28 protein-coding genes are annotated in these 20,973 nt (G+C 68.0%); 22 read left to right on the top strand and 6 right to left on the bottom strand.

The window, feature by feature from the left end; all coding sequences use genetic code 11:
* Positions 1 to 72: 72 nt before the first annotated feature.
* The 5 genes from nudE to FHW78_RS06040 all read left to right on the top strand — a co-directional run bounded on the left by nudE (position 73) and on the right by FHW78_RS06040 (position 3,010).
* Positions 73 to 627: an ADP compounds hydrolase NudE gene (gene nudE, locus FHW78_RS06060; protein ID WP_141455777.1), complete on the top strand. Its 555-nt coding sequence runs from the start codon at positions 73 to 75 to the stop codon at positions 625 to 627.
* Positions 624 to 1,445 (top strand): 3'(2'),5'-bisphosphate nucleotidase CysQ, encoded by an 822-nt coding sequence (gene cysQ / locus FHW78_RS06055; RefSeq protein ID WP_141456020.1) that lies wholly within the window; start codon positions 624 to 626, stop codon positions 1,443 to 1,445. Before nudE ends, cysQ begins: the two co-directional genes overlap by 4 nt.
* Positions 1,429 to 2,256, top strand: coding sequence for a nucleoside triphosphate pyrophosphohydrolase (gene mazG / locus FHW78_RS06050; protein ID WP_255443146.1), 828 nt, complete (start codon positions 1,429 to 1,431; stop codon positions 2,254 to 2,256). Before cysQ ends, mazG begins: the two co-directional genes overlap by 17 nt.
* 34 nt (positions 2,257 to 2,290) lie before the next feature.
* On the top strand, positions 2,291 to 2,614 hold the full coding sequence (locus FHW78_RS06045; protein WP_183638865.1) for a YnfA family protein: 324 nt from the start codon (positions 2,291 to 2,293) through the stop codon (positions 2,612 to 2,614).
* A 93-nt stretch (positions 2,615 to 2,707) separates the two neighbouring features.
* Positions 2,708 to 3,010 (top strand): DUF962 domain-containing protein, encoded by a 303-nt coding sequence (locus tag FHW78_RS06040; RefSeq protein ID WP_183638863.1) that lies wholly within the window; start codon positions 2,708 to 2,710, stop codon positions 3,008 to 3,010.
* Between the two features lie 10 nt (positions 3,011 to 3,020).
* Here FHW78_RS06040 and FHW78_RS06035 read toward each other — a convergent pair whose 3' ends face one another.
* A complete protein-coding gene (locus FHW78_RS06035) occupies positions 3,021 to 3,632 on the bottom strand; it encodes an NAD(P)H-dependent oxidoreductase (protein ID WP_183638862.1) in 612 nt (203 codons plus the stop codon).
* A gap of 104 nt (positions 3,633 to 3,736) precedes the next feature.
* Between FHW78_RS06035 and FHW78_RS06030 the strand changes: the two genes are divergently transcribed.
* Positions 3,737 to 4,348, top strand: coding sequence for a TetR/AcrR family transcriptional regulator (locus FHW78_RS06030; RefSeq protein WP_218533550.1), 612 nt, complete (start codon positions 3,737 to 3,739; stop codon positions 4,346 to 4,348).
* Positions 4,349 to 4,357: 9 nt separating this feature from the next.
* On the opposite strand, the gene FHW78_RS06025 is transcribed toward FHW78_RS06030, so the two are convergent.
* Positions 4,358 to 4,696 carry a DMT family protein gene (locus tag FHW78_RS06025; protein WP_183638857.1) on the bottom strand — a complete coding sequence of 113 codons (339 nt, stop codon included), beginning with the start codon at positions 4,694 to 4,696 and terminating at the stop codon, positions 4,358 to 4,360.
* Between the two features lie 125 nt (positions 4,697 to 4,821).
* On the opposite strand from FHW78_RS06025, the gene FHW78_RS06020 reads away from it, so the two are divergent.
* The 7 genes from FHW78_RS06020 (at position 4,822) to FHW78_RS05990 (ending at position 11,543) form a co-directional block, all read left to right on the top strand.
* Positions 4,822 to 5,523, top strand: coding sequence for a response regulator transcription factor (locus FHW78_RS06020; protein ID WP_079724910.1), 702 nt, complete (start codon positions 4,822 to 4,824; stop codon positions 5,521 to 5,523).
* Between the two features lie 37 nt (positions 5,524 to 5,560).
* A complete protein-coding gene (locus FHW78_RS06015; RefSeq protein ID WP_183638855.1) occupies positions 5,561 to 6,829 on the top strand; it encodes a HAMP domain-containing sensor histidine kinase in 1,269 nt (422 codons plus the stop codon).
* A 143-nt stretch (positions 6,830 to 6,972) separates the two neighbouring features.
* Entirely contained in the window at positions 6,973 to 8,490 is a 1,518-nt protein-coding gene (locus FHW78_RS06010) for an efflux RND transporter periplasmic adaptor subunit (protein ID WP_183638853.1), read from the top strand.
* A 5-nt stretch (positions 8,491 to 8,495) separates the two neighbouring features.
* Positions 8,496 to 9,236 carry an ABC transporter ATP-binding protein gene (locus tag FHW78_RS06005; protein ID WP_183638851.1) on the top strand — a complete coding sequence of 247 codons (741 nt, stop codon included), beginning with the start codon at positions 8,496 to 8,498 and terminating at the stop codon, positions 9,234 to 9,236.
* Positions 9,233 to 10,468 carry an ABC transporter permease gene (locus FHW78_RS06000; RefSeq protein ID WP_183638850.1) on the top strand — a complete coding sequence of 412 codons (1,236 nt, stop codon included), beginning with the start codon at positions 9,233 to 9,235 and terminating at the stop codon, positions 10,466 to 10,468. The genes FHW78_RS06005 and FHW78_RS06000 overlap by 4 nt, the downstream gene beginning before the upstream one ends.
* 40 nt (positions 10,469 to 10,508) lie before the next feature.
* On the top strand, positions 10,509 to 11,132 hold the full coding sequence (locus FHW78_RS05995) for a sigma-70 family RNA polymerase sigma factor (protein ID WP_183638848.1): 624 nt from the start codon (positions 10,509 to 10,511) through the stop codon (positions 11,130 to 11,132).
* Positions 11,133 to 11,165: 33 nt separating this feature from the next.
* Positions 11,166 to 11,543, top strand: a complete 378-nt coding sequence (locus FHW78_RS05990) for a VOC family protein (RefSeq protein ID WP_183638846.1) — start codon at positions 11,166 to 11,168, stop codon at positions 11,541 to 11,543.
* Positions 11,544 to 11,612: 69 nt separating this feature from the next.
* Here FHW78_RS05990 and FHW78_RS05985 read toward each other — a convergent pair whose 3' ends face one another.
* Positions 11,613 to 12,086, bottom strand: a complete 474-nt coding sequence (locus FHW78_RS05985) for a VOC family protein (RefSeq protein WP_183638844.1) — start codon at positions 12,084 to 12,086, stop codon at positions 11,613 to 11,615.
* A 106-nt stretch (positions 12,087 to 12,192) separates the two neighbouring features.
* A complete protein-coding gene (locus FHW78_RS05980) occupies positions 12,193 to 12,897 on the bottom strand; it encodes an SGNH/GDSL hydrolase family protein (protein ID WP_255443250.1) in 705 nt (234 codons plus the stop codon).
* 217 nt (positions 12,898 to 13,114) lie between these two features.
* Between FHW78_RS05980 and FHW78_RS05975 the strand changes: the two genes are divergently transcribed.
* The 8 genes from FHW78_RS05975 to FHW78_RS05940 all read left to right on the top strand — a co-directional run bounded on the left by FHW78_RS05975 (position 13,115) and on the right by FHW78_RS05940 (position 18,803).
* The gene (locus FHW78_RS05975) at positions 13,115 to 13,507 is read left to right on the top strand and encodes a diacylglycerol kinase (protein ID WP_183638840.1); all 393 of its coding nucleotides are present in this window, start codon (positions 13,115 to 13,117) and stop codon (positions 13,505 to 13,507) included.
* Positions 13,508 to 13,528: 21 nt separating this feature from the next.
* The gene (locus FHW78_RS05970; RefSeq protein WP_183638838.1) at positions 13,529 to 14,278 is read left to right on the top strand and encodes a TerC family protein; all 750 of its coding nucleotides are present in this window, start codon (positions 13,529 to 13,531) and stop codon (positions 14,276 to 14,278) included.
* 166 nt (positions 14,279 to 14,444) lie between these two features.
* Entirely contained in the window at positions 14,445 to 15,101 is a 657-nt protein-coding gene (locus FHW78_RS05965) for a LemA family protein (RefSeq protein ID WP_183638837.1), read from the top strand.
* An 18-nt stretch (positions 15,102 to 15,119) separates the two neighbouring features.
* Positions 15,120 to 16,016 carry a TPM domain-containing protein gene (locus FHW78_RS05960; protein WP_183638835.1) on the top strand — a complete coding sequence of 299 codons (897 nt, stop codon included), beginning with the start codon at positions 15,120 to 15,122 and terminating at the stop codon, positions 16,014 to 16,016.
* The gene (locus FHW78_RS05955) at positions 16,016 to 16,504 is read left to right on the top strand and encodes a TPM domain-containing protein (protein ID WP_183638833.1); all 489 of its coding nucleotides are present in this window, start codon (positions 16,016 to 16,018) and stop codon (positions 16,502 to 16,504) included. The genes FHW78_RS05960 and FHW78_RS05955 overlap by 1 nt, the downstream gene beginning before the upstream one ends.
* Positions 16,505 to 16,627: 123 nt before the next feature.
* The gene (gene lgt / locus FHW78_RS05950; RefSeq protein WP_183638831.1) at positions 16,628 to 17,506 is read left to right on the top strand and encodes a prolipoprotein diacylglyceryl transferase; all 879 of its coding nucleotides are present in this window, start codon (positions 16,628 to 16,630) and stop codon (positions 17,504 to 17,506) included.
* Positions 17,503 to 18,297: a thymidylate synthase gene (locus tag FHW78_RS05945; protein ID WP_183638829.1), complete on the top strand. Its 795-nt coding sequence runs from the start codon at positions 17,503 to 17,505 to the stop codon at positions 18,295 to 18,297. Before lgt ends, FHW78_RS05945 begins: the two co-directional genes overlap by 4 nt.
* Entirely contained in the window at positions 18,294 to 18,803 is a 510-nt protein-coding gene (locus FHW78_RS05940) for a hypothetical protein (protein WP_183638827.1), read from the top strand. Before FHW78_RS05945 ends, FHW78_RS05940 begins: the two co-directional genes overlap by 4 nt.
* Here the strand turns inward: FHW78_RS05940 and FHW78_RS05935 are convergent.
* The gene (locus FHW78_RS05935) at positions 18,800 to 19,801 is read right to left on the bottom strand and encodes a hypothetical protein (RefSeq protein ID WP_183638825.1); all 1,002 of its coding nucleotides are present in this window, start codon (positions 19,799 to 19,801) and stop codon (positions 18,800 to 18,802) included. The genes FHW78_RS05940 and FHW78_RS05935 overlap by 4 nt on opposite strands.
* Positions 19,802 to 19,879: 78 nt before the next feature.
* Between FHW78_RS05935 and FHW78_RS05930 the strand changes: the two genes are divergently transcribed.
* Complete coding sequence (locus FHW78_RS05930; RefSeq protein WP_183638823.1) at positions 19,880 to 20,395, top strand: dihydrofolate reductase; 516 nt, start codon at positions 19,880 to 19,882, stop codon at positions 20,393 to 20,395.
* 18 nt (positions 20,396 to 20,413) lie between these two features.
* Here the strand turns inward: FHW78_RS05930 and FHW78_RS05925 are convergent, their stop codons facing one another.
* On the bottom strand, positions 20,414 to 20,962 hold the full coding sequence (locus FHW78_RS05925) for a DUF1287 domain-containing protein (protein WP_255443249.1): 549 nt from the start codon (positions 20,960 to 20,962) through the stop codon (positions 20,414 to 20,416).
* Between the last annotated feature and the right edge of the window lie 11 nt (positions 20,963 to 20,973).

The raw sequence follows: 20,973 nt of genomic DNA, 5'->3' as shown, positions 1-20,973 counted from the left end.
TTTCCGCCATCCCGCCATGATATCGGCGTGCCTGCCCTTCCGTCGCCCGGTTCCTGTCCGCGGAGCGCAGCCATGAGCCGGCGCCTGCCGATCATCCACGGCGTGACCGAGCGATCCGGCGGCCCGCTGGAACGCAACGTCGAGGAACTCGATCTGGAGTTCAGCAACGGCGAGCGCCGGCGCTTCCATCGCGTTCGCGCGGAAGGGCATGGCGCGGTGGTGGTGGTGCCGCTGATCGACGACGACACCGTGCTGCTGGTGCGCGAGTACGCCGCCGGCGTGCATCGTTACGAGCTGGGCCTGGTCAAGGGTCGCATCGACGCCGGCGAAACGCCGGAACAGGCCGCCGATCGCGAACTCAAGGAAGAAGCTGGCTACGGCGCGCGTCGCGTCGACGTGCTGCGCAGCCTGACCCAGGCGCCCCTGTACATGAGCCACCAGTCCTGGCTGGTGGTCGCACGAGATCTGTATCCGGAGCGCTTGCCCGGAGACGAACCCGAGGAGTTGGAAGTAGTGCCGTGGAAGCTTGATGCCCTCGACCAGCTGATGCTGCGCGAGGATTTTTCGGAAGGTCGTTCGCTGGCGGCGTTGTTCATCGCCCGCGAATGGCTGCGTACCTCGGCATGAGCCGGATGACCTCGGACCTGCACGAAGCCGTACTCGTCATCGCCCGCGAAGCCGGCGAGGCGATCATGGCGGTGTACGAACAGGGCTTCGACGTCACCCGCAAGGCCGACGACAGCCCGCTGACCGCGGCCGACCTGGCCGCGCACCGGGTGATCTCGGAGGGCCTGCGCCGGCTGACGCCGGAATGGCCGGTGCTGTCGGAGGAAGCGGCCGACATCCCCTGGCAGACCCGCTGCGCCTGGCCGACCTACTGGCTGGTGGATCCGCTGGACGGCACCCGCGAGTTCATCAAGCGCAATGGCGAGTTCACCGTCAACATCGCGCTGATCGAACAGCACATCCCGATCTTCGGTGTGGTGCAGGCGCCGGTCACCGGCGAGATCTGGCATGCCGAACGCGGCCGCCACGCATATCGGCGGCGCGGCCAGGTGGACGAACAGTTGCGCAGCCGCGCGCCGGCCAAGGCGCCGCTGCGGGTGGCCGCCAGCCGCTCGCACCGCGACGCGCGCACCGAGTCGGTGCTGGCGCGGATGGGCGACATCGAACTGGTGGGGCTGGGTTCGTCGCTGAAGTTCTGCCGCATCGCCGAAGGCACGCTGGACGTGTATCCGCGCTTCGGGCCGACCTCGGAATGGGATACCGCCGCCGCGCAGTGCGTGCTGGAAGCCGCCGGCGGCGCGTTGCTGGCGCCGGATGGACGCGCATTCCGCTACAACCGCCGCGAGACCCTGCTCAATGGCGATTTCATCGCCCTGGGCGATCCCGCGCTGCCGTGGCGCGAATGGCTGGAGGACGGCGCCGTTGAACAGACCGCCTGATCCGCGCGACATCCGCGAACTGCTCGACATCATGGCGCGCCTGCGCAATCCCGACGGCGGTTGCCCGTGGGATCTGGAGCAGGACTTCTCCACCATCGCGCCGTACACGATCGAGGAAGCCTACGAAGTCGCCGACGCGATCGACCGTGGCGATCTGGAGGATCTGAAGGACGAACTGGGCGACTTGCTGCTGCAGGTCGTGTTCCATGCGCAAATGGCGAAGGAGCAGGGTGCGTTCGCGTTCCCGGACGTGGTCGCGGCGATCTGCGACAAGATGATCCGGCGCCATCCTCACGTGTTCGGCGAAGCCAGTTTCGAGGATGCCGAAGCGCAGACCCGCAACTGGGAAGCGATCAAGCAGGCCGAGCGCGCCACCGCCGGCAACGCCGACACGTCCGCGCTGGCCGGCATTTCGCGCGGATTGCCGGAGTGGCAGCGCGCGGTGAAATTGCAGTCGCGCGCGGCGCGGGTCGGTTTCGACTGGCCCGGCCCGGCGCCGGTGATTGACAAGCTTCACGAGGAAATCGGCGAAGTGCAGGCCGAGCTGGCGCAGGGCGATGTCGTGTCCAACCATGATCGGCTGGAGGACGAGATCGGCGACCTGCTGTTCGTCGCCGCCAACCTCGCGCGCCATGCGAAGGTCGACCCGGGCGCGGCGCTGCGTCGCGCCAACCTCAAGTTCGAACGCCGCTTCCGGGCGATGGAAACCATCGCGGCCGAACGTGGGGAAGCAATGAAGGATCTCCCGCTGGAGCGGCAGGAAGCGCTCTGGCAGCAGGCCAAGCAGCGCGAGCGGGGCACGCCGGAGTGAGTTTTCGTATCGGTGCCGGCGAAGGAGGGGACACATGAAGACCCTGCTGCTGTTCGTCATCACCGCGCTGGCGGAAATCCTCGGCTGCTATCTGCCGTACCTGTGGCTGCGCAAGGGCGGCAGCGCCTGGCTGCTGGTGCCCGCGGCCGCCAGCCTGGCCCTGTTCGCCTGGTTGCTGACCCTGCACCCCACTGCCTCCGGTCGCGTCTACGCGGCCTACGGCGGCGTCTACGTCACCATCGCGATTGGCTGGCTGTGGGCGGTCGACGCGGTCAAGCCGACGCGCTGGGATCTGCTGGGCGCGGGGCTGTGCCTGCTCGGCATGGCGGTGATCATGTTCGCGCCGCGGACGGGCTGAATTCCAGCGCGGCGTTGCGCCGGCCACCGCGCGGCGCCATCATCTCCGGCGATCGCCGCGCATCGGGGCGCACCAGGGTCGGGAGAGCGAACCATGGGCCGTTTCGCCAGTTTCCGCGAGTTCTATCCGTTCTACCTGAGCGAGCACAGCAACCGCACTTCGCGGCGGCTGCACTTCGTCGGCAGTTGCGGCGTGCTGCTGCTGGTCGCCTGGGCGTTCGCCTCGGGCAACCTCTGGTGGCTGCTGGCCGTGCTGTTCTGTGGCTACGGCTTCGCCTGGGTGGGGCACTTCTTTTTCGAGAAGAACCGCCCGGCTACCTTCCGCCATCCGTTCTATTCCTTCGCCGGCGACTGGGTGATGTTCAAGGACATCCTGACCGGCAGGATCCGCTTCTGAGCCTGCGCGCTCAGGCTACCTCGGCCAGGTCCTGCTTCCTGTCGGCGGCGAACAGGCGGCGGCCGATGTCGAAGGCGGTCGCCAGATGCCGCGCGGGCGCTTCGTCTCCCAGCGGCGCCAGCAATTCGGACGTGGACACCCGCGCGCCGCAGTACTCGAAGATGCCGTGATCGATCTGGGTGCGCATGGCGCCAAAGTAGCCGTGGCGCGCATAGGTCCGCATGTCGGCGCCGCCGATCGCCAACAGGTGCACGCTCAGCCGGCCCAGCCTGCGCTCGTCGCGCCCCTCCCTTTCCTGGTAGGCCCAGCCCTGCGAAAACACCCGATCGATCCAGCCCTTGAGCAGGCCGGGCATCGACCACCAGTAGACCGGGTACACCAGGGCCAGCGCATCGGCGCGATCGATGCGCGCCTGCTCTGCCAGCACGTCGGCGTCGGCCGGTCCCTGCTGGAGGAAACGGGCGATATCCGTCGCGGTGAAGCGGGGATCGAAGCCTTCCCTGGCCAGGTCGGCGATCTCGGCGGTGTGCCCGGCATCCTCCACGCCATCGGCCAGCCGGCCGGCCACGGCATGGGTGAACGATTGGGACAACGGATGGGCGGTGACGATCAGGGCATGCACGGCGAACTCCGGGAGTGGACGGGGTATATACTTCGAGTAACTTACGAAACGTAACTTACTTTTGGTATATAACGATGTCAAGCCGCCGGAAAGCCACCCGGGAGATTCCCGCCGCCGACACGCCCGCCCCGCGCCGGCGGCTCGCGCGCGAAGATCGCTACCGGCAACTGCTCGATGCCTCCTGGCGCCTGATCGGCGAAGAGGGCACCGAGGCCCTGTCGCTGGGACGCCTGGCGGAAGCGGCCGGCGTAACCAAGCCGGTCGTGTACGACCACTTCGGCACCCGTGCCGGCCTGCTGGCCGCGCTCTACCAGGATTTTGATTCGCGCCAATCAGCGCTGATGGACGAGGCGCTCCGCCACGGGGCCGAAGACCTGCCCGCGCGCGCGCACATCATCGCGTCCTGTTTCGTGGACTGCGTGCTGTCGCAGGGGCGCGAGATTCCGGGCGTGGTCGCCGCGTTGACGGGTTCGCCGGAAATGGAGCGGATCAAGCGCGAGTACCAGGGCGCCTTCATGGCCAAATGCCATGGTCTGCTGGCGCCGTTCGCGCCACGTCGCGCGCTGCCGGCGGCCAGTCTTTGGGCCTTGCTGGGCGCGGCGGAATCGCTGTCCTACGCGGCGGCGGCGGGCGCCATCGACGCGGCGCAGGCGCGGCATGCGCTGGCCGACCTGGTCATCGCGATCGTGCAGCGCGGCGAAGGCGTGCCGGCCTAGCGTCCCGGCTTACTCGTAGAACATCAGGAACGCGGCGCCGACGATCAGCGCGAACGCGGCGTAGTGGTTCCACTTCAGCGGCTGGCCCAGGTACCAGGTGGAGAAGCCGGCGAACACCACCAGGGTCAGGATTTCCTGGATGGTCTTCAGCTGCACCACCGAGTAGACGGTGCTGCCCAGGCGGTTGGCCGGCACCATCAGGGTGTACTCGAAAAAGGCGATGCCCCAGCTGGCGAAGATGGCCAGCAGCAGCGGTGCGCTGCGGTACTTGAGATGCCCGTACCAGGCGAAGGTCATGAAGACGTTGGAGCCGAGCAGCAGCAGCAGGGGCAGGATGCGGGCGAGCATGGGAGGGAGTCGGCGGGAGGACGCGCAAGCCTAGCTTCACTGGCGGCTGAATGGCAGGGTTTCCCTTCACGTGACCTCAACCTGGGGCCGGGTAGCTTCACAAACCTGAAGCACAGGAGCCTCATATGCGCCATTCACAGGAAACCGCGGGACTGGTCCTGGTTGTCGAAGACAACCGCAACATTTCGGAAATGGTCGGCGAGTATCTGGAAGGTCGGGGATTCGAGGTCGATTACGCCTCGGACGGACTGGACGGCTACCGGCTGGCCACCGAGAACAGCTACGACGTGGTCGTGCTGGATCTGATGCTGCCGCGCATGGACGGCATGGAGGTCTGCAAGAAGTTGCGCAATGAAGCGCGCAAGTCCACGCCGGTGTTGATGCTGACCGCCCGAGACACCCTGGACGACAAGCTGACCGGGCTCAGTTCCGGCGCCGACGACTACCTGACCAAGCCTTTTGCCATCCAGGAACTGGAAGCGCGCCTGCGCGCGCTGATCCGGCGCGAGCGCAGGCAGGTCGGCGCCGAAGTACTGAAGGTCGCCGATCTGGTGCTCGACCCGGTGAGCATGCGCGCGACCCGCGGTGGCAACGAGCTGATGCTGTCGCCGATCGGCCTGCGCTTGCTGACCATCCTGATGCGCGAATCGCCGCGGGTGGTCACCCGGCAGGAAATCGAGCGCGAAATCTGGGGCAACGGGTTGCCGGACTCGGACACCCTGCGCAGCCACCTCTACAACCTGCGCAAGGTGATCGACAAGCCGTTCGACAAGCCGCTGCTGCATACCGTCCAGAGCGCCGGCTATCGGATCGCGGACATCGGCTGAGGGCCACGGCATAATCCGGCCGGGGAGGGGAGCCGTCATGCCGCAGGGGTTGCCGCGAAAGCTACGCATTGCCTTCATCCTGCAGGCGGTGATGGTGAGCCTGGCGATCGTGCTGGGCGTCTACCTGATCTCGGCGGTCATCAAGCACAGCCTGATGAACACCGCCCTGCAGGAGGAGGCGACCCACTTCTGGGAGCTGTACGACGCCTCCACCGCGCAGCCGCCGCCGAACACCCACAACCTGCGTGGCTACCTGGTGGTCAAGGGCCACTCCAACCTGGTGCTGCCGGACAACCTGCGCGGCCTCAAGCCCGGTTTCCACGAGCTCAAGGACGACGACATGCTGGTGCTGGTGGACGAGCAGCCCGCCGGTCGGCTGTACCTGGTGTTCCTGCGTTCGCAGGCCGAACGGCTGGCGTTCTACTTCGGCACCCTGCCGATCATCCTGACCCTGATCGCCATCTACGTGGTGTCGTGGCTGACCTACCGGGCGTCCAAGCGGCTGGTGTCACCGGTCAGCTGGCTGGCGCGGCAGGTGGCCGAATGGGATCCGCGCCGGCCCGACGTCAGCGGGCTGGCGCCGGATCGCCTGCCGGCCGAGGTGCAGGGCGAGGCCCGACAACTCGCGTCGGCGCTGCACGGCCTGGCCCAGCGCGTGGCCTCGCACGTGGCGCGCGAGCGCGACTTCACCCGCGACGCCAGCCATGAGCTGCGCACCCCGCTGACCGTGATCCGGGTCGCCAGCGATATGGCCATGGCCGAGGAGGCCTCGCCGCGGGTGGTGCGTTCACTGCAACGCATCCAGCGCGCCGGCCGCGACATGGAAGCGGTGATCGATGCCTTCCTGATCCTCGCCCGCGAGGCCGAGGTCGAGCCGCAACGCGAGGATTTCGATGTCGCCGACATCGTGCTGGACGAAGCCGAGAATGCGCGCGCGCTGTTGATCGGCAAGCCGGTCGACCTGGAGGTCACCTGCGTGGCCAAGCCCCGCCTGCACGCACCGCCGCGGGTATTCCAGGTGGTGGTCAGCAACCTGCTGCGCAACGCGTGCAGCTACACGGACACCGGCCGTATCGACGTGCTGGTCGAGGCCGACCGGGTGATCGTCAAGGACACCGGTATCGGCATGTCCGCCGAATCGATGGAGCGGGTGTTCGAGCCGTTCTATCGCGCCGATCCATCCCGTCCGCGCGGGAGCGGGCTGGGCCTGTCGATCGTCAGCCGGCTGTGCGACCGGTTTGGCTGGAAGATCGAGTTCGAGAGTGAACTGGGCAAGGGCACGGCCGCGACCATCCGCTTCACCTGAGCATCTCCACCTGAGCATCCACGGGAAGGGAAAAATGAGCGGCAGCCCAACGGGCGCGGCCGCCGTCCATGCGCTGTCAACCGCCGTGCCCGGCGTGCGTTAATGGGCCCATACCTCTCCACCGACATTGCCGACTTGCCCGCATGAGCCAGCCGTCCCGCCGTCGTTCCACGCTGATTTCCCGCATCGTCCTCGGCATCGCCGTCCTCGCCATCCTCGGCGCGGGCGTCTGGTACTGGAAGGGACGCCAGGCCAAGGCTGAGGAGGGCGCCTACCGCACCGCCCAGGTCGAGCGGGGCAACATCCGGGTGGCGATCTCGGCCACCGGTACCCTGAGCGCCATCTCCACCGTCACCGTCGGCAGCCAGATTTCGGGCCAGGTGACCGACGTGCTGGTGGACTACAACAGCCCGGTGAAGAAGGGTGACGTGCTCGCCCGCATCGACCCCAAGACCTACGAGGCCCAGATCGAACAGGGCACCGCGCAGATCGCCGCCGCGCGCGCTTCGCTGGCGCAGGCCCAGGCGACCCTGCGCAACGCCGAGCTGGACTACCGCCGCAAGGCCGATCTCGGCCAGCAGAAGCTGGTGGCGCAGAGCGACGTGGATCTGGCGCGCGCCGCGCTCGACCAGGCCAGCGCGCAACTCAACTCCGCCCAGGCGCAGATCCGCCAGCAGACCGCCTCCACCCAGACCACCCGGGTCAACCTGGAACGCACGGTAATTCGCTCGCCCGTCGATGGCGTGGTGCTGACCCGCAGCATCGAGCCGGGCCAGACCGTGGCCGCCAGCCTGCAGGCGCCGGAGCTGTTCACCATCGCCGAGGATCTGCGCAAGATGAAGATCGAACTGGCGGTGGACGAGGCCGACATCGGCCAGGTCAAGGTCGGGCAGACCGTGTCCTTCAGCGTCGACGCCTTTCCGGATCGCCAGTTCAAGGGCCTGGTCGAACAGGTGCGCCTGGCCGCCACCACCACCAACAACGTGGTGACCTATCCGGTGGTCGTGACCGTGGACAACGCCGACGAGATCCTGCTGCCGGGCCTGACCGTCAACGCCGAGATCGAGGTCAGCAAGCGCGACAACGTGCTCAAGGTGTCCAACGCGGCGCTGCGCTACAAGCCCACCACCGAGGATGAGCAGGCGCAGGGCGCCCCGCAGATGGCGCAGGTTCGTGGCGGCGGCGTCACCGAGGATATGGAGCGTATCGCCGGCAGCCTGCAACTGAAGCCCGAACAGCGCGCCGCGTTCGACGCGGCGGTGAAGGCGGTACGCGATCGGCAGGCCGCGCGGATGGCCCAGGCCCAGCAGGATGGCGGCAACCGGCTGTTCGCCGGCGGGCCCGGTGGCGGCCCGCGCATGGTGACCAGCGGCGGCAACGGCGGCGCGATGCAGGCGCAGCAGCGCCAGCGCATGGCCGAACGCTTCCAGCAGGACTTCGCCGCGTTCCGCGCCAGCCTGGAGCCCGCACAGCAGCAGCGCTGGGACAACGAACTCAAGGCGCTGCTGTCGGCCAAGCGCGCGCCGCTGTACAAGCTGGTGGCCGGCAAGCCGGAACGGATCATGGTGCGGCTGGGCGCCAGCGACGGCAGCGCGACCGAGGTCGCGGGCAACCTGAAGGCCGGTGATCAGGTCATCGTCGGCGAGCGCGCCAAGGAATGAGTGCCATGAATACGTCCGCCGGCGAGGTGCCGGTGATCCAGACGCGGGCGTTGAGCAAGGTCTACTCGCCCGGCACCGAGGCCGAGGTGGTCGCGCTCAAGGGCGTGGACGTGCGCATCGGCCGGGGCGATTTCGTCGCCATCATGGGACCGTCTGGCTCCGGCAAGTCGACCCTGATGAACCTGATCGGTTGCCTGGACACACCTTCTTCCGGCACCTACCACTGCGACGGCGTCGACGTGGCGACGCTGGACGCGGAGGAACTGGCGGTGCTGCGCCGGGACAAGATCGGTTTCGTGTTCCAGGGCTTCAACCTGCTGCCGCGGATGAACGCGCTGGAGAACGTCGCGATGCCGCTGGGCTATGCGCAGGTGCCTCCGCACGAGCGCACCGAACGCGCGCGCAAGGCGCTGGCGGCCGTGGGCCTGGCCGAGCGCGGCGGCCATCGGCCCAGCGAACTGTCGGGCGGCCAGCAGCAGCGCGTGGCGATCGCCCGCGCGCTGATCAACGAACCACCGATCATCCTGGCCGACGAACCCACCGGCGCACTCGACAGCCGCACCGGCGAGGAAATCCTGGCGCTGTTCAAGCGCCTGCGCGACGAAGGCCACACGGTCATCCTGATCACCCACGACGCCGATGTGGCCGCCCACGCCGATCGCATCCTGGTCATGCGCGACGGCGAGTTGCATGAGGAACCGAGATTCGGGAAACGGGATTCGGGATTGGGGGAAAGCAGCCCATGAACTTCACCGATATTCTGCGCACCGCGATCTTCGCCTTGCGTGGCAACTGGATGCGCAGCGCGCTGACCTCGCTGGGCGTGATCATCGGCATCGCCGCGGTCATCGTGATGGTTTCGGTCGGCCAGGGCACCCAGGCGGAAATCGACAAGCTGGTGTCCGGCCTGGGCTCGCAGCGACTGGACATCAACCCCGGTGCCGGCCGCAGTGGTGGCGGCGTGCGCATGAGCGGGAGCAGCTTCTTCACCCTGCGCGAGGGAGACGTCGACGCCATCCGCAACGAAATCCCGGAGGTGCAGTACGTCGCCGGCGCGCTGCGCGGCAGCAGCCAGGTCGTGTATGCCGAGAACAACTGGTCGAGCAGTTGGCAGGGTGTGCAGCCGGACTACTTCGACATCAACAGCTGGACAATCGCCAACGGTGACGGTTTCGATGCGCAGGACTACAGCGGCGCCGGCAAGGTGGTGATCCTGGGCGAGACCGTGCGTCGCGAACTGTTCGGCGAGGAAACCGGTATCGGCCAGACCGTGCGCATCGGCCGGGTGCCATTCACCGTGGTCGGCACGCTGGCGCCGAAGGGGCAGGGTGGTTTCGGCCAGGACCAGGACGACGTGATGATGGTGCCGCTGGAAACCGCGCGCCGCCGGCTGATGGGTTCGATGGGCCTGCCGCCCAGCGCGGTGATGCAGATTGCGCTCACCGTGGCCGACGCCAAGGACCTGGGCTACGTGCAGGGCGAGGTCGAGGCTTTGCTGCGCCAGCGGCACAAGATCGCGCCGGGCGAGGATGACGACTTCAACGTCCGCAACATTTCCGAAATCGTCGCCACGCGCACCGCCACCACCCGCCTGATGTCGCTGCTGCTGGGTGCGGTCGCGACCATCTCGCTGATCGTCGGCGGCATCGGCATCATGAACATCATGCTGGTGTCGGTGACCGAGCGCATCCGCGAGATCGGCCTGCGCATGGCGGTCGGCGCCGGACCGAGCGATGTGCGCAGGCAGTTCCTGGCCGAGGCCATGCTGATCTCGCTGTTCGGTGGCGTGCTCGGCATCGCCATCGGCATCGTCGGCGCGCTGCTGGTGGGCAAGTTCAGCGAGCTGCCGGTGGCGTTGAACGGGCAGGTCATCGGCCTGGCCGCGGGCTTCTCGGTGGCCACCGGCCTGTTCTTCGGCTACTACCCGGCACGCAAGGCGTCCCAGCTGGATCCGATCGAGGCACTGCGCTCGCAGTAGGCCGGCTCCGCCGGCCACGCTTCTGCGGCATCATCGGCGGATGGATCTGGAGACCTATCGCGAATTGCGTTCGCAGGCGCGCCGGCTGGCGCGCTCCGCCGCCGACGCCGAGGATCTGGTGCAGGACACCCTGGCCGCGGCCCTGGCCGCCGGCCGCGCCGATGCACCCTGGCTGGCCGGGACGATGCGCAACCTGGCCGCGATGCAGGCGCGCACCGCGGTGCGCCGCCGTCGCCGCGAGGCGCTGGTCGCGGACGACGACCCGTCCGGGGAAGCGACGGCCGGGATGGAATCCCCGGCGGTTCCCGGATGGCTGCACGCCTGGCCCGCCCGCCTGCGGCGGGTGGCCGTGCTGGCGTTGCATGGCCTGTCGGCCGATGAAATCCGCTGGATCCTGGCGCTGTCGCCCGAGGCGTTCCGCCAGCGGCTCAGCCGCATCCGCAAGGCGCTCGGCGAACTGCCGCCCGCCGCGCGCGCGGAGAGCCTGGCCATGGCCTACGTGCGCGATCCGGCGCGCAGTGTGGATCTCCAGTTCGGTCTGATCCGCCGCCGGCTCCGGGCCGCGCTCGGCGGCGGCGCCGGACTGGCCACCCATGATGTCGACGGCCACCTGCTGGTGATCCGCCGTCCCGGTCACACCTGGCGTCCCGGCGGCAACGGATAGACGGGACCACAAACAACCACAAGGAGGACTCCCATGCTTTCCCAATGCAAGGTCGGCGCCATCGTCTTTTTCGTCAGTGATCTGGCCCGCTCGGTCGCTTTCTACCGCGACACCCTCGGCCTGCCGGTCAACGCGATCGACGGCCATGACGGCCCGTTCGCGCTGGCCGAGGTCGGCGAGCTGACCCTGGTGTTCATCGTCCAGGCGGTCCGCCCCGGCGAATCGCCGGTGGTGGTGTTCAGCCTGGACGGCGGCATCGACGACTACGCCGAGGCGCTGGCCGGGCGCGGCGTGGAGATCGTCGTGCCGGTCAGCGAGTCGCCGGACGGCGGACTGTCGCTGGACTTCGTCGATCCGGATCGTAATGTGCTGAGCCTGCACCAAGATGCAGGCCTGGCGCGCCGGAAATAATCCGGGGCACGAGCCTGTCGATGCGACGCCGCCCGCGGATCCTGCATCCGCGGGCGCGTCGTGCATGCATCAGGTGGATGCCTGCTGTTGCGACCAGGCTTCCATCCGCCGCTGCATTTCTTCCGGCGCGACGTCCTCGACATGGGTCGACAGCGACCACTTGTGTCCGAACGGGTCCACGACCGAACCGATGCGGTCGCCCCAGAATTCCTGCTTGACCGGACGGTCGGCGCGGGCGCCGGCCTTGACCGCGCGCGCATAGGCGGCGTCGGCGTCCTCGACGTAGATCATGAAACTCGAGGTCGCGCCGCCGCGGGTGTTCGGCGACAAGGCGTTCATGTCCGGCCATTCGTCGGACAGCATCAGCACGGTGTCGCCGATGCGGGTTTCGGCATGGCCGATGCGGTCGCCCATCGGCAGCCGGTACATTTCCTCGGCGCCGAAGGCGTCGCGGTAGAAATCCAGCGCCTTGGCGGCGTCGTCGACGATCAGGTAGGAAGTGACGCTGTGGTAGCCCTGCGGCCGGTACGAGGTGGTAGCCATGGAGGGGTCTCCTCTGCGGGAGGCCGACGCTACGCCTGCCGGAGTTATGTCCCCGTCTAGAAAAAGCCGCTGTCCGGAAAACGGGAAGGGCCCGTGCGCCCGAGGCTCAGTTCACGTAGGGAGCCAGCAACCCGCGCCAGATCGCGTAACCGGCTGGATTCATGTGCAGCCGGTCGGCCAGGAACAGGTCCTCGCGCGGCTTGCCGCCCGCGTCCAGCATCGGCGTGAACACGTCGATGTAAACGAAGTCGTGACGCGTGGATTCGGCCTTGATCAGCGCGTTGGCCTCGCGTTGCGCGTCGAGCAGGTGCGCGCGGGACGGGCTCGGCTTGGTGGAGATGTAGACCAGGCGCGTCTTCGGCAGCTTGCGATGGATGAGTTCGGCGAAAGCGACGAAGTCGTCGTGCAATTGCAGTGGCGTGCGCCCGCTGGCGAGGTCGTTGTCGCCCGCGTACAGCACCACCGTTCCCGGCTTGTAGGGCAGCACGATGCGCGGTGCGTACCAGGTGCTGTCGCGGATTTCCGAGCCGCCAAAACCGCGATTGATGACCGTGGCGTCGGGGAAATCCCGGGCCAGCGATTCCCACATCCGGATCGAGGAACTGCCGACGAACAGCACCGCGTTCTGCGGCGGGGGATGGCTGGCGTCCTCGGCGGCGAACCGCTGCATGTCCTTCTCCCACTCCGCGTTGGAGACCTCGGCAGGGATGGCCGGCGCCCGCTTCGGGCCGGAACCGTCGGACCAGGTGGCGCAAGCGGAGAGCGCCAGCAGGGCCGGCAACAGCAGGCAGGCCAGGCGGTGCGCGGGCAGCGGGAAACGGGACATCGGCGCGGGTCTCCGGGACGGGAAGAAGGGCCAGTGAACCAGCCGGGACCGCCAAAGGCAAACCGATACGCGCCGGGAAGGTCTCCCGATATGGCAAGATCGGGGTTCTCACGGACCCTCCGCACTCCATGCCCGCTGCCGCGACGCCCCGCCTTCCGCATTGCCCGCCCGCCCGTATCGCGGGCTGACCGGAGATCCAGGAATGGCGGACGAAATCGGACACATGCCCCGGGGTCCCGGGCGCATCCTCAAGGCGGCGATCTGGTCGATGCAGGGATTGCGCGCGGCCTGGCTGCACGAATCCTCGTTCCGGCTGGAGGTCTACCTGCTGATCGTGCTGGCGCCGCTGGCCTTGTGGCTGGGCGACACCGCGGTGGAGCGGGTGCTGTTGATCGGCAGTTGCCTGCTGGTGCTGGCGGCCGAACTGCTGAACTCGGCGATCGAGGCGGTCATCGAGCGCTACGGGCCCGAGCACCACGAACTGGCCGGACGCGCCAAGGACATGGGTTCGGCGGCGGTGTTCGTGCTGATGATGAACGTATTGCTGTGCTGGGGCCTGATTCTCTGGCCCCGCCTGTCCGAACTTTTCTCCTGATATAGCAAGGTTGCAAATCGAATGAGTCTCGAGTTCCTGGCCGACCCCAACGTCTGGCTGACCCTGGTGACGCTGAGCGCGCTGGAAATCGTGCTGGGCATCGACAATCTGGTGTTCATCTCGATCGCGGTGAGCAAGCTTCCGGCCCACCAGCGCCCGACCGCCCGCCGCTTCGGCATCGCGGTGGCCTGCATCACCCGGATCGCGCTGCTGGTGTCGCTGGCGTTCCTGGCGCGCATGCAGAACGACCTGTTCAGCGTCGCCGGCATGGGCATCTCCATCCGCGATCTGGTGCTGATCCTGGGCGGCATCTTCCTGCTGGTGAAGGGCGGCATGGAGATCAAGGAACTGATCACCGGCGGCGAGGACGAGGACCCGTCCACCACCAAGGCTTCGGCGGTGTTTGGCCTGGTCATCGCCCAGATCGCGATCATCGACATCGTGTTCTCGCTGGACTCGGTCATCACCGCGGTCGGCATGGCCCAGCACATTCCGATCATGGTCGCGGCGATCCTGCTGGCGGTGGCGGTGATGCTGCTGGCGGCCAATCCGCTGGGCCGCTTCATCGACGCCAACCCGACCATCAAGATGCTGGCGCTGGCGTTCATCGTGCTGATCGGCGTGGTGCTGATCCTGGATGGCCTGGAAATCCACGTGCCCAAGCCGTACGTGTACTTCGCGATGGGCTTCTCGGTGATGGTCGAGTGGCTGAACCTGATGATGCGCCGCCGCGCCGCGCAGAAGCACATCCCGGGCGCCGGCAACTGGTAAGCCGCCGCTGGCGTTTCCGTCTCCCCGACGCCCGGCTTCCGCCGGGCGTCGGCGTTTGGGGGTAGCTGACGGGGCGGCAACGGTGGTGCCGCCGCCGCGCCGGCGCGGTTGCATCCTTCACCGGCGGATGCTGCAATGCCGCCGTCCCTGCCGAAGGAGTGGTGTCATGCGCCTGTTCGTCCGTTCGCTCGCACTGGTCGCCCTGGCGGCCCTGCTGTCCGGTTGTGGCTACAACTCGATCCAGCAGAAGGATGAAGCGGTCAAGGCCGGCTGGTCGGAAGTGCTCAACCAGTACAAGCGCCGCGCCGATCTGATTCCCAACCTGGTCAAGACCGTGCAGGGCTACGCCCAGCAGGAACGGCAGGTGCTGACCGACGTCACCAACGCGCGCGCGCGGGTCGGCCAGATCCAGGTCAACGCCGACGATGCCGCCTCGCTGCAGCAGTTCCAGCAGGCGCAGGGCGAACTGTCCAGCGCGCTGTCGCGCCTGCTGGTGGTCACCGAGAACTACCCGAACCTGAAGTCGGATCAGTCCTTCCGCGATCTGCAGGCGCAACTGGAAGGCACCGAGAACCGCATCACCGTCGCGCGCGGCCGTTACATCCAGACCGTGCAGGACTACAACACCTTCATCCGCTCGTTCCCGCAGGTGATTACCGCCAAGATCTTCGGCTACAAGGAAAAGCCGAACTTCACGGTGGAGAACGAGGCGCAGATCCAGCAGGCGCCGCAGGTCGACTTCGGCACGCCGGCGCCGGCGCCGCAGGCGCCGCAGCCGGCCCAGCCGCCGGGTCCGGAGCCCGCGCCCGCGCCGGCCAACTGACCGACCGCGAACGCGCCGATGCTGCGCCGCGCGCTGTCCGGGCTGCTGTTGTGGTGCTGCCTGCTGCTGCCGGCGGCGGCCCAGCAGTTGGCGGCCATTCCCGCCCTGGACTCGCCGGTGGTGGATACCACCGGCACCCTGGATGCCGCGCAGAAGCAGCAGCTGGAGCAGCAGGCACTGGCCCTGCAGCAGCGCAAGGGCAGCCAGCTGCAGGTACTGATCGTGCCGAGCACCGAGCCGGAGAGCATCGAGCAGTACACCCTGCGCGTGTTCGAGCAATGGAAGCTGGGACGAAAGGGCGTGGACGACGGCGTGCTGCTGCTGGTCGCCAAGAACGACCGGCGCGTGCGCATCGAACCCGGCTATGGCCTGGAAGGCGCGATTCCCGACGCCATCGCCAACCGGGTCATCCAGGAATACCTGGTGCCGAAATTCCGTGGCGGCGACTACGGCGGCGGCATCACCGACGCGACCGCGGTGCTGGTCAAGCTCATCGACGGCGAGGCACTGCCGGCGCCGGTCAGCGACCACCGGCCGGAGCGTTCGCGTGGCGGCGACTGGCTGTTCGCGCTGTTCGCCGCCTTCATCATCGCCAGCATCGTGCGTGGCGTGTTCGGGCGTGCACCCGCCGGCATCCGCGGGTTGTTCACCGCCGGTGCCGCCGGCGGCACCGCATTCCTGCTGTCCTCGCTGATTCCCGTGGCCGGCATCGCCGGCGTGTTCGGCCTGATCTACGGCCTGCTGTCGGTTTCCACCGGTGGTCGTTATGCCCGCCATCGCGATTGGGGTGGGTGGGGCGGTGGCGGCGGCTGGGGGGGCGGAGGAGGTTTCGGCGGCGGCGGTGGCTTCGGAGGAGGCGGCTGGGGCGGTGGCGGCGGCATGTCCGGAGGCGGTGGCGCCTCGGGGAGCTGGTGATGCGACTGCTGCGCCATCTATTCCCGCCTTCCGCGCGCCGCTTGTTCCCGGCCGACAGCCTGCAGCGCATCGCCGACGCCATCCACCAGGGCGAACAGCGCCATCGCGGCGAAGTGATGTTCGCGGTGGAGGCGGATCTGCCCCTGCTTGCGGTGGTGCGTGGCATGCAGGCCCGCGCGCGCGCGCTGGAAGCGTTCGCGCGACTGCGCACCTGGGACACGGAAGCCAACAACGGCGTGCTGATCTACCTGCTGCTGGCCGATCACCGCATCGAGATCGTCGCCGACCGCGGGCTGCGCGGCCGGGTCAGCGACGAGCAATGGCGCGGCGTCTGCCAGCTGATGGAAGAGCGTCTGCGCGCCGGTGAAGCCGAAGCCGCGGTGATCCGCGGCATCACCGCGGTGTCGGACCTGCTGGCGGCGTTCTTTCCGCAGGACGGCAGCCAGCGGGATGAGGACGAACTGCCCAACCAGCCGCACGTCTTCTGAGCCGGCACCGGAACGCGAGTCCGGCCGCAAGCCTTGCCGCCGGCTGTCCCCGGGGCGGGACGGACGGCGCAAGCCAACCCGGCTGGGGCAAAATAGGGCATTCCCTGCCGGTCCCCGAGGCGCATGATCTACCTTCACCAGATTGACCCGATTGCCCTGTCGCTGGGGCCGCTGAAGCTGCATTGGTACGGCCTGATGTACCTGCTGGGTTTCATCGCGGCGTGGTGGCTGGGCCAGCGGCGGGTGCGGGCAGGCCGGTTGCCGGGCGTGGACGCCAACGGATTCTCGGATCTACTGTTCTACGCGATGATCGGCGTGGTGCTGGGCGGGCGCCTGGGTTACATCCTGTTCTATGGCCTGGAAGGGTTCCTCGCCAATCCGCTGTCCATCTTCAAGGTCTGGGAAGGCGGCATGAGTTTCCACGGTGGCCTGCTCGGCGTGATGACCGCCGCGCTGTGGTGGTCGCGCCGCCAGCGCATGCACTTCTTCGACACCATGGACTTCGTTGCTCCGCTGGTGCCGCTGGGGCTGGGGTTCGGCCGGATCGGCAATTTCATCGGCGCCGAGTTGTGGGGCAAGTACACGAAGGCGGATTGGGGCGTGATCTTCCCGACCGATCCGGCATTGAAGGACTTCAGCGCCGCGCAGTTGCAGGCGCAGTACGCGGCCGGCGCGCTGGATCAGTTCGCGCGCCACCCTTCGCAGCTGTACCAGGCGTTCCTCGAAGGACTGGTGATGTTCGCCGCGCTGTGGTGGTTCTCCCGCCAGCCGCGGCCGCGCTACGCGGTCTCCGGCCTGTTCGCGCTGCTGTATGGTGTGTTCCGTTTCCTGGTCGAATTCGTGCGGGTGCCGGACGAGCAGCTCCAGTACCTGGCCTTCGGCTGGCTGACCATGGGCCAGCTGCTGAGCGTGCCGTTGATCCTGCTGGGTTTGTACCTGCTGTGGCTGTCGCGCCGCTCGCCCGTCCTGCAACCCGTCGTTCCAGCCAAGGAATCCGCATGAAGCCCTATCTCGATCTGTTGCGCCATGTGCTGGAGCAGGGCGCCGAGAAATCCGATCGCACCGGCACCGGCACGCGCAGCGTGTTCGGCTGGCAGATGCGCTTCGATCTCGCCGAGGGTTTCCCGCTGGTCACCACCAAGAAGCTGCACCTGCGTTCGATCATCCATGAGCTGCTGTGGTTCCTGAAAGGCGAGACCAACATCGCCTACCTGAAGGACAACAAGGTCAGCATCTGGGACGAATGGGCCAACGCCGACGGTGAGCTCGGCCCGGTCTACGGCAAGCAATGGCGCCGCTGGGCGACCGCCGATGGCGGCGAGATCGACCAGATCAAATGGGTCGTCGAGGAGATCAAGCGCAACCCGGATTCGCGCCGGCTGATCGTCAGCGCCTGGAACGTCGCCGATCTGCCGAAGATGGCGCTGATGCCGTGCCACACGATGTTCCAGTTCTACGTGGTCGACGGCAAGCTGAGCTGCCAGCTGTACCAGCGCAGCGGCGACATCTTCCTGGGCGTGCCCTTCAACATCGCCAGCTACGCGCTGCTGACCCACATGGTCGCGCAAGCCACCGGGCTGGGCGTGGGCGACTTCGTGCACACGCTGGGCGATGCGCACCTGTATTCCAATCACTACGAGCAGGCGCGCGAACAGCTGGCACGCGAGCCGCGCAAATTGCCGACGCTGCGGCTGAATCCGGACGTGACCGATCTGTTTGCCTTCAGCTACGAGGACATCGAAATCCTCGGCTACGACCCGCATCCAGCCATCAAGGCGCCGGTCGCGGTATGAGCGGTGTTGACGAGGCGGCGGAGATCGGTTTCCGCCGCGACGATGCCTACCTGCGCGAGCAGTACCTCAAGTGGTGGTGGTTCCGCAGTGGCTGGCGCCGCTGGATCTGGGGGGCGTCGCTGCTGCTGGGACTCATCGCGCTGGCGATCATTTTCCTCGCGGATTCTCCCGGCCTGCGCCTGCCCGCCGTGGTGATCGCCGCCGCCGGCCTGGCGCAGGGCGTGATGCCGTGGCTGGAATTCCGCCGCTGGAAGCGGACCGCGCTCGGCGGCCTGGACACCATGCCGGACCTGCGCCTGTCGGTGGAGGCGGGCGTGCTGCGGTTCGGTGCCGGACCGAACGTGCGCTACGAGGCTCGCGGCGACGTGGTGCGCGTGGCGGGCGGACGCTTCATCTACGAGCAAGGGCAATCCGGCCGGCACGCCTACGTGCCGGACCGCTGCTGGAACGAGCCGCGCACGCAGGCGCTGCTGGCGACCTGGCAAGCCGACGCCGCGCCGCGCTAACGCGGCGTGGTGTCGCGGCAACCGGCAATGCAGCGGAAGTATGCGGCGGCGCCGGGATAATCCACGGTCATGATGAAGTGGCGGAACGCATTGCCGCCCAGCGCACCGTCCACCCGCGCGTCCATGAAGCTGGACATGAAGTCGTGGAAGTTGCGGTTCTCGCGGTGGGTGAACCACACCGGCCCCACCTTGTAACCGGCGATGATCACTTCCGGCACCTCGATCATCGCCGAGCCCATGCCTGCCTGCGCGTTATCGATCACCCGCCAGTCCGGATGCGCCTTGCGCCAGGCCTGGAACACGCTGTCGGCGATCATGCTGGTGGCGCGCTCGGAGGGACCGCCATCGGCGAGTTCGGCCTGCGCGTTCGGCGTCAGCACCGTCATCGCGCCGGTATCCAGCAGCAGCGAATGCGTCTTTCCGTCGATGACGACCTGCAGGCGCGGGAAGTCGGTTACCCGGTTGCCGTGCCCGTCGGTCTTGAAGCCCAGCGCCAGCCGGCGCAGTTCCGGCGAAGGCTTCCAGTCGCCGGCTTCGCGGCGGAAGCGGCGCGCGGGATAGTCCCAGGTCCAGATGCGGCCGGAGAACCACGCCTGCCCCAGGATGCCATCGTCCTGGCTGGTGCCCGGCAACTGCGGGCCGGCGAGCGCGCTCGGCAACACCATCATGCGGCCATCGTCGGCCAGCGGCGGCGGGATGCCGGCCTCCACCGCGAAGGCGGGCAGGCGGGTGACCTTGGCGCGATCGCCGAGTTCGCGGCGCGCTTCCGGGTCCTCCAGTGGCGACAGCGGCAGCTTCAACCGCTCGACCGCTTCCTGCTTGAGGAAGAGGCCGCCACCGGTGTCTGTGTACAGGCGCAGGCGTTCACCGGTGGCTCCCTGCGCTTCCAGGTAGACGCGGTCGGATTCGAAGCGCGCCGGCAGGGACTGGCCGGCGTCGGCGGCCGCGGCCAGCAGCAATCCGCCGGCCAACAGCATCGTTCTGGCTTGCGAGGGCATCCGGCCTTCCCCGAAGATGGTGTGTGGCGAAAGTACGCCGCGTTCCCCCCGCCTGCAATACGCCGGAAGTCAGCCCGCATGAATCCATCCGTTTCCCTGTCGCTGATCGCCGCGCTCGATCGCCGGTACGCCATCGGCCGCGACAATGATCTGCCCTGGCGGTTGCCCGACGATCTCAAGCGCTTCAAGGCGCTGACCCTGGGCAAGCCGGTGCTCATGGGCAGGCGCACCGCCGAGTCGCTCGGTCGCGCGCTGCCGGGCCGGCGCAACCTGGTGCTGACCAGCCGTGGACAGGTGCCGTTCGCCGGCATGGAGGCGGTGGCGTCGCTCGAGCAGGCGCTGGCCTGGGCGGCCAGCGAGGACAATCCGGAAATCTGCGTGATCGGTGGCGGCGAGATCTACGCGCAGACCCTTTCGCTTGCCGACGCGCTGTACCTGACCCATGTCGATACGTTGGTCGAGGACGCGCACGCGCACTTTCCCCGCTTCGACCCCACCGAGTGGGACGTGGTGCGGCGCGAACCGCATCCGGCCGACGCGCGCCATGCGCATGCGTTCGAATTCATCGACTACCTGCGGGTGCGGACGGCCTGAGCCGGAGTCGCCGCGCGCTTACGGAAGCAGCGGCCGGTAGTGGCCGATGATGGGGGGCCGGAACAGCAGATCCTCTTCGCGGGTTCCCGCGCCGATGTTGTGCAGGATCAGCGGCACGCCGTCGGCACCCCGGCGGTCGGAGACGATGCCGATGTGCAGCAGGCCGCTGCCTTGCAGCTTCCAGGCGACGATGTCGCCCGGCGCGTAGTCCGTCGCCCGTGCGCCGATGGCGCGTTGCCAGCCCTGTTGCTTGAACCAGTGCATCTGGTTGGGCACCCGGCGGTGGTCGATGTTCCGATCCGGGCCGGACATGCCCCAGTCCTGCGGATAGGCGTGGAAGCGGGCCCGCATGTCCTCGTGGATGGCCTGCTGGAGATCCAGTCCCTGCGTGCGCAGGGCGCGGATCACCACGTCCGTGCAGACACCACGATCCTGCGGGACATCGCCGCCTGGATACGCCAGCCGGACATACGCGGGATCGTAATTGCGGGTGACGCCGACCTGCGACCGGGCGGCCGCGACCAGGGGAGGGGAGGCGGCGGAAACAGCGCTTGCGGGCGCGCCCATCGCGGCGGAGA

The organism is Pseudoxanthomonas sp. OG2, from assembly GCF_014192765.1.
Classification (GTDB): domain Bacteria; phylum Pseudomonadota; class Gammaproteobacteria; order Xanthomonadales; family Xanthomonadaceae; genus Pseudoxanthomonas_A; species Pseudoxanthomonas_A beigongshangi.
The sequence above is the reverse complement of the archived record's forward strand: the minus strand, read 5'-3'. Positions and strand labels throughout refer to the sequence as shown.

Coding starts and splice junctions, on each gene's coding strand:
- FHW78_RS05995 (WP_183638848.1), top strand. CDS start 10,509: ATGGATCTGGAGACCTATCGCGAATTGCGTTCGCAGGCGCGCCGGCTG.
- FHW78_RS05990 (WP_183638846.1), top strand. CDS start 11,166: ATGCTTTCCCAATGCAAGGTCGGCGCCATCGTCTTTTTCGTCAGTGAT.
- lgt (WP_183638831.1), top strand. CDS start 16,628: ATGATCTACCTTCACCAGATTGACCCGATTGCCCTGTCGCTGGGGCCG.
- FHW78_RS05940 (WP_183638827.1), top strand. CDS start 18,294: ATGAGCGGTGTTGACGAGGCGGCGGAGATCGGTTTCCGCCGCGACGAT.
- FHW78_RS06015 (WP_183638855.1), top strand. CDS start 5,561: ATGCCGCAGGGGTTGCCGCGAAAGCTACGCATTGCCTTCATCCTGCAG.
- FHW78_RS06040 (WP_183638863.1), top strand. CDS start 2,708: ATGGGCCGTTTCGCCAGTTTCCGCGAGTTCTATCCGTTCTACCTGAGC.
- FHW78_RS06045 (WP_183638865.1), top strand. CDS start 2,291: ATGAAGACCCTGCTGCTGTTCGTCATCACCGCGCTGGCGGAAATCCTC.
- FHW78_RS05970 (WP_183638838.1), top strand. CDS start 13,529: ATGAGTCTCGAGTTCCTGGCCGACCCCAACGTCTGGCTGACCCTGGTG.
- FHW78_RS05985 (WP_183638844.1), bottom strand. CDS start 12,086: ATGGCTACCACCTCGTACCGGCCGCAGGGCTACCACAGCGTCACTTCC.
- FHW78_RS06025 (WP_183638857.1), bottom strand. CDS start 4,696: ATGCTCGCCCGCATCCTGCCCCTGCTGCTGCTGCTCGGCTCCAACGTC.
- FHW78_RS05925 (WP_255443249.1), bottom strand. CDS start 20,962: ATGGGCGCGCCCGCAAGCGCTGTTTCCGCCGCCTCCCCTCCCCTGGTC.
- FHW78_RS05960 (WP_183638835.1), top strand. CDS start 15,120: ATGCTGCGCCGCGCGCTGTCCGGGCTGCTGTTGTGGTGCTGCCTGCTG.
- FHW78_RS06005 (WP_183638851.1), top strand. CDS start 8,496: ATGAATACGTCCGCCGGCGAGGTGCCGGTGATCCAGACGCGGGCGTTG.
- FHW78_RS06010 (WP_183638853.1), top strand. CDS start 6,973: ATGAGCCAGCCGTCCCGCCGTCGTTCCACGCTGATTTCCCGCATCGTC.
- nudE (WP_141455777.1), top strand. CDS start 73: ATGAGCCGGCGCCTGCCGATCATCCACGGCGTGACCGAGCGATCCGGC.
- cysQ (WP_141456020.1), top strand. CDS start 624: ATGAGCCGGATGACCTCGGACCTGCACGAAGCCGTACTCGTCATCGCC.
- FHW78_RS05965 (WP_183638837.1), top strand. CDS start 14,445: ATGCGCCTGTTCGTCCGTTCGCTCGCACTGGTCGCCCTGGCGGCCCTG.
- FHW78_RS05935 (WP_183638825.1), bottom strand. CDS start 19,801: ATGCCCTCGCAAGCCAGAACGATGCTGTTGGCCGGCGGATTGCTGCTG.
- FHW78_RS05930 (WP_183638823.1), top strand. CDS start 19,880: ATGAATCCATCCGTTTCCCTGTCGCTGATCGCCGCGCTCGATCGCCGG.
- FHW78_RS06020 (WP_079724910.1), top strand. CDS start 4,822: ATGCGCCATTCACAGGAAACCGCGGGACTGGTCCTGGTTGTCGAAGAC.
- FHW78_RS05975 (WP_183638840.1), top strand. CDS start 13,115: ATGGCGGACGAAATCGGACACATGCCCCGGGGTCCCGGGCGCATCCTC.
- FHW78_RS05955 (WP_183638833.1), top strand. CDS start 16,016: ATGCGACTGCTGCGCCATCTATTCCCGCCTTCCGCGCGCCGCTTGTTC.
- FHW78_RS05945 (WP_183638829.1), top strand. CDS start 17,503: ATGAAGCCCTATCTCGATCTGTTGCGCCATGTGCTGGAGCAGGGCGCC.
- FHW78_RS06000 (WP_183638850.1), top strand. CDS start 9,233: ATGAACTTCACCGATATTCTGCGCACCGCGATCTTCGCCTTGCGTGGC.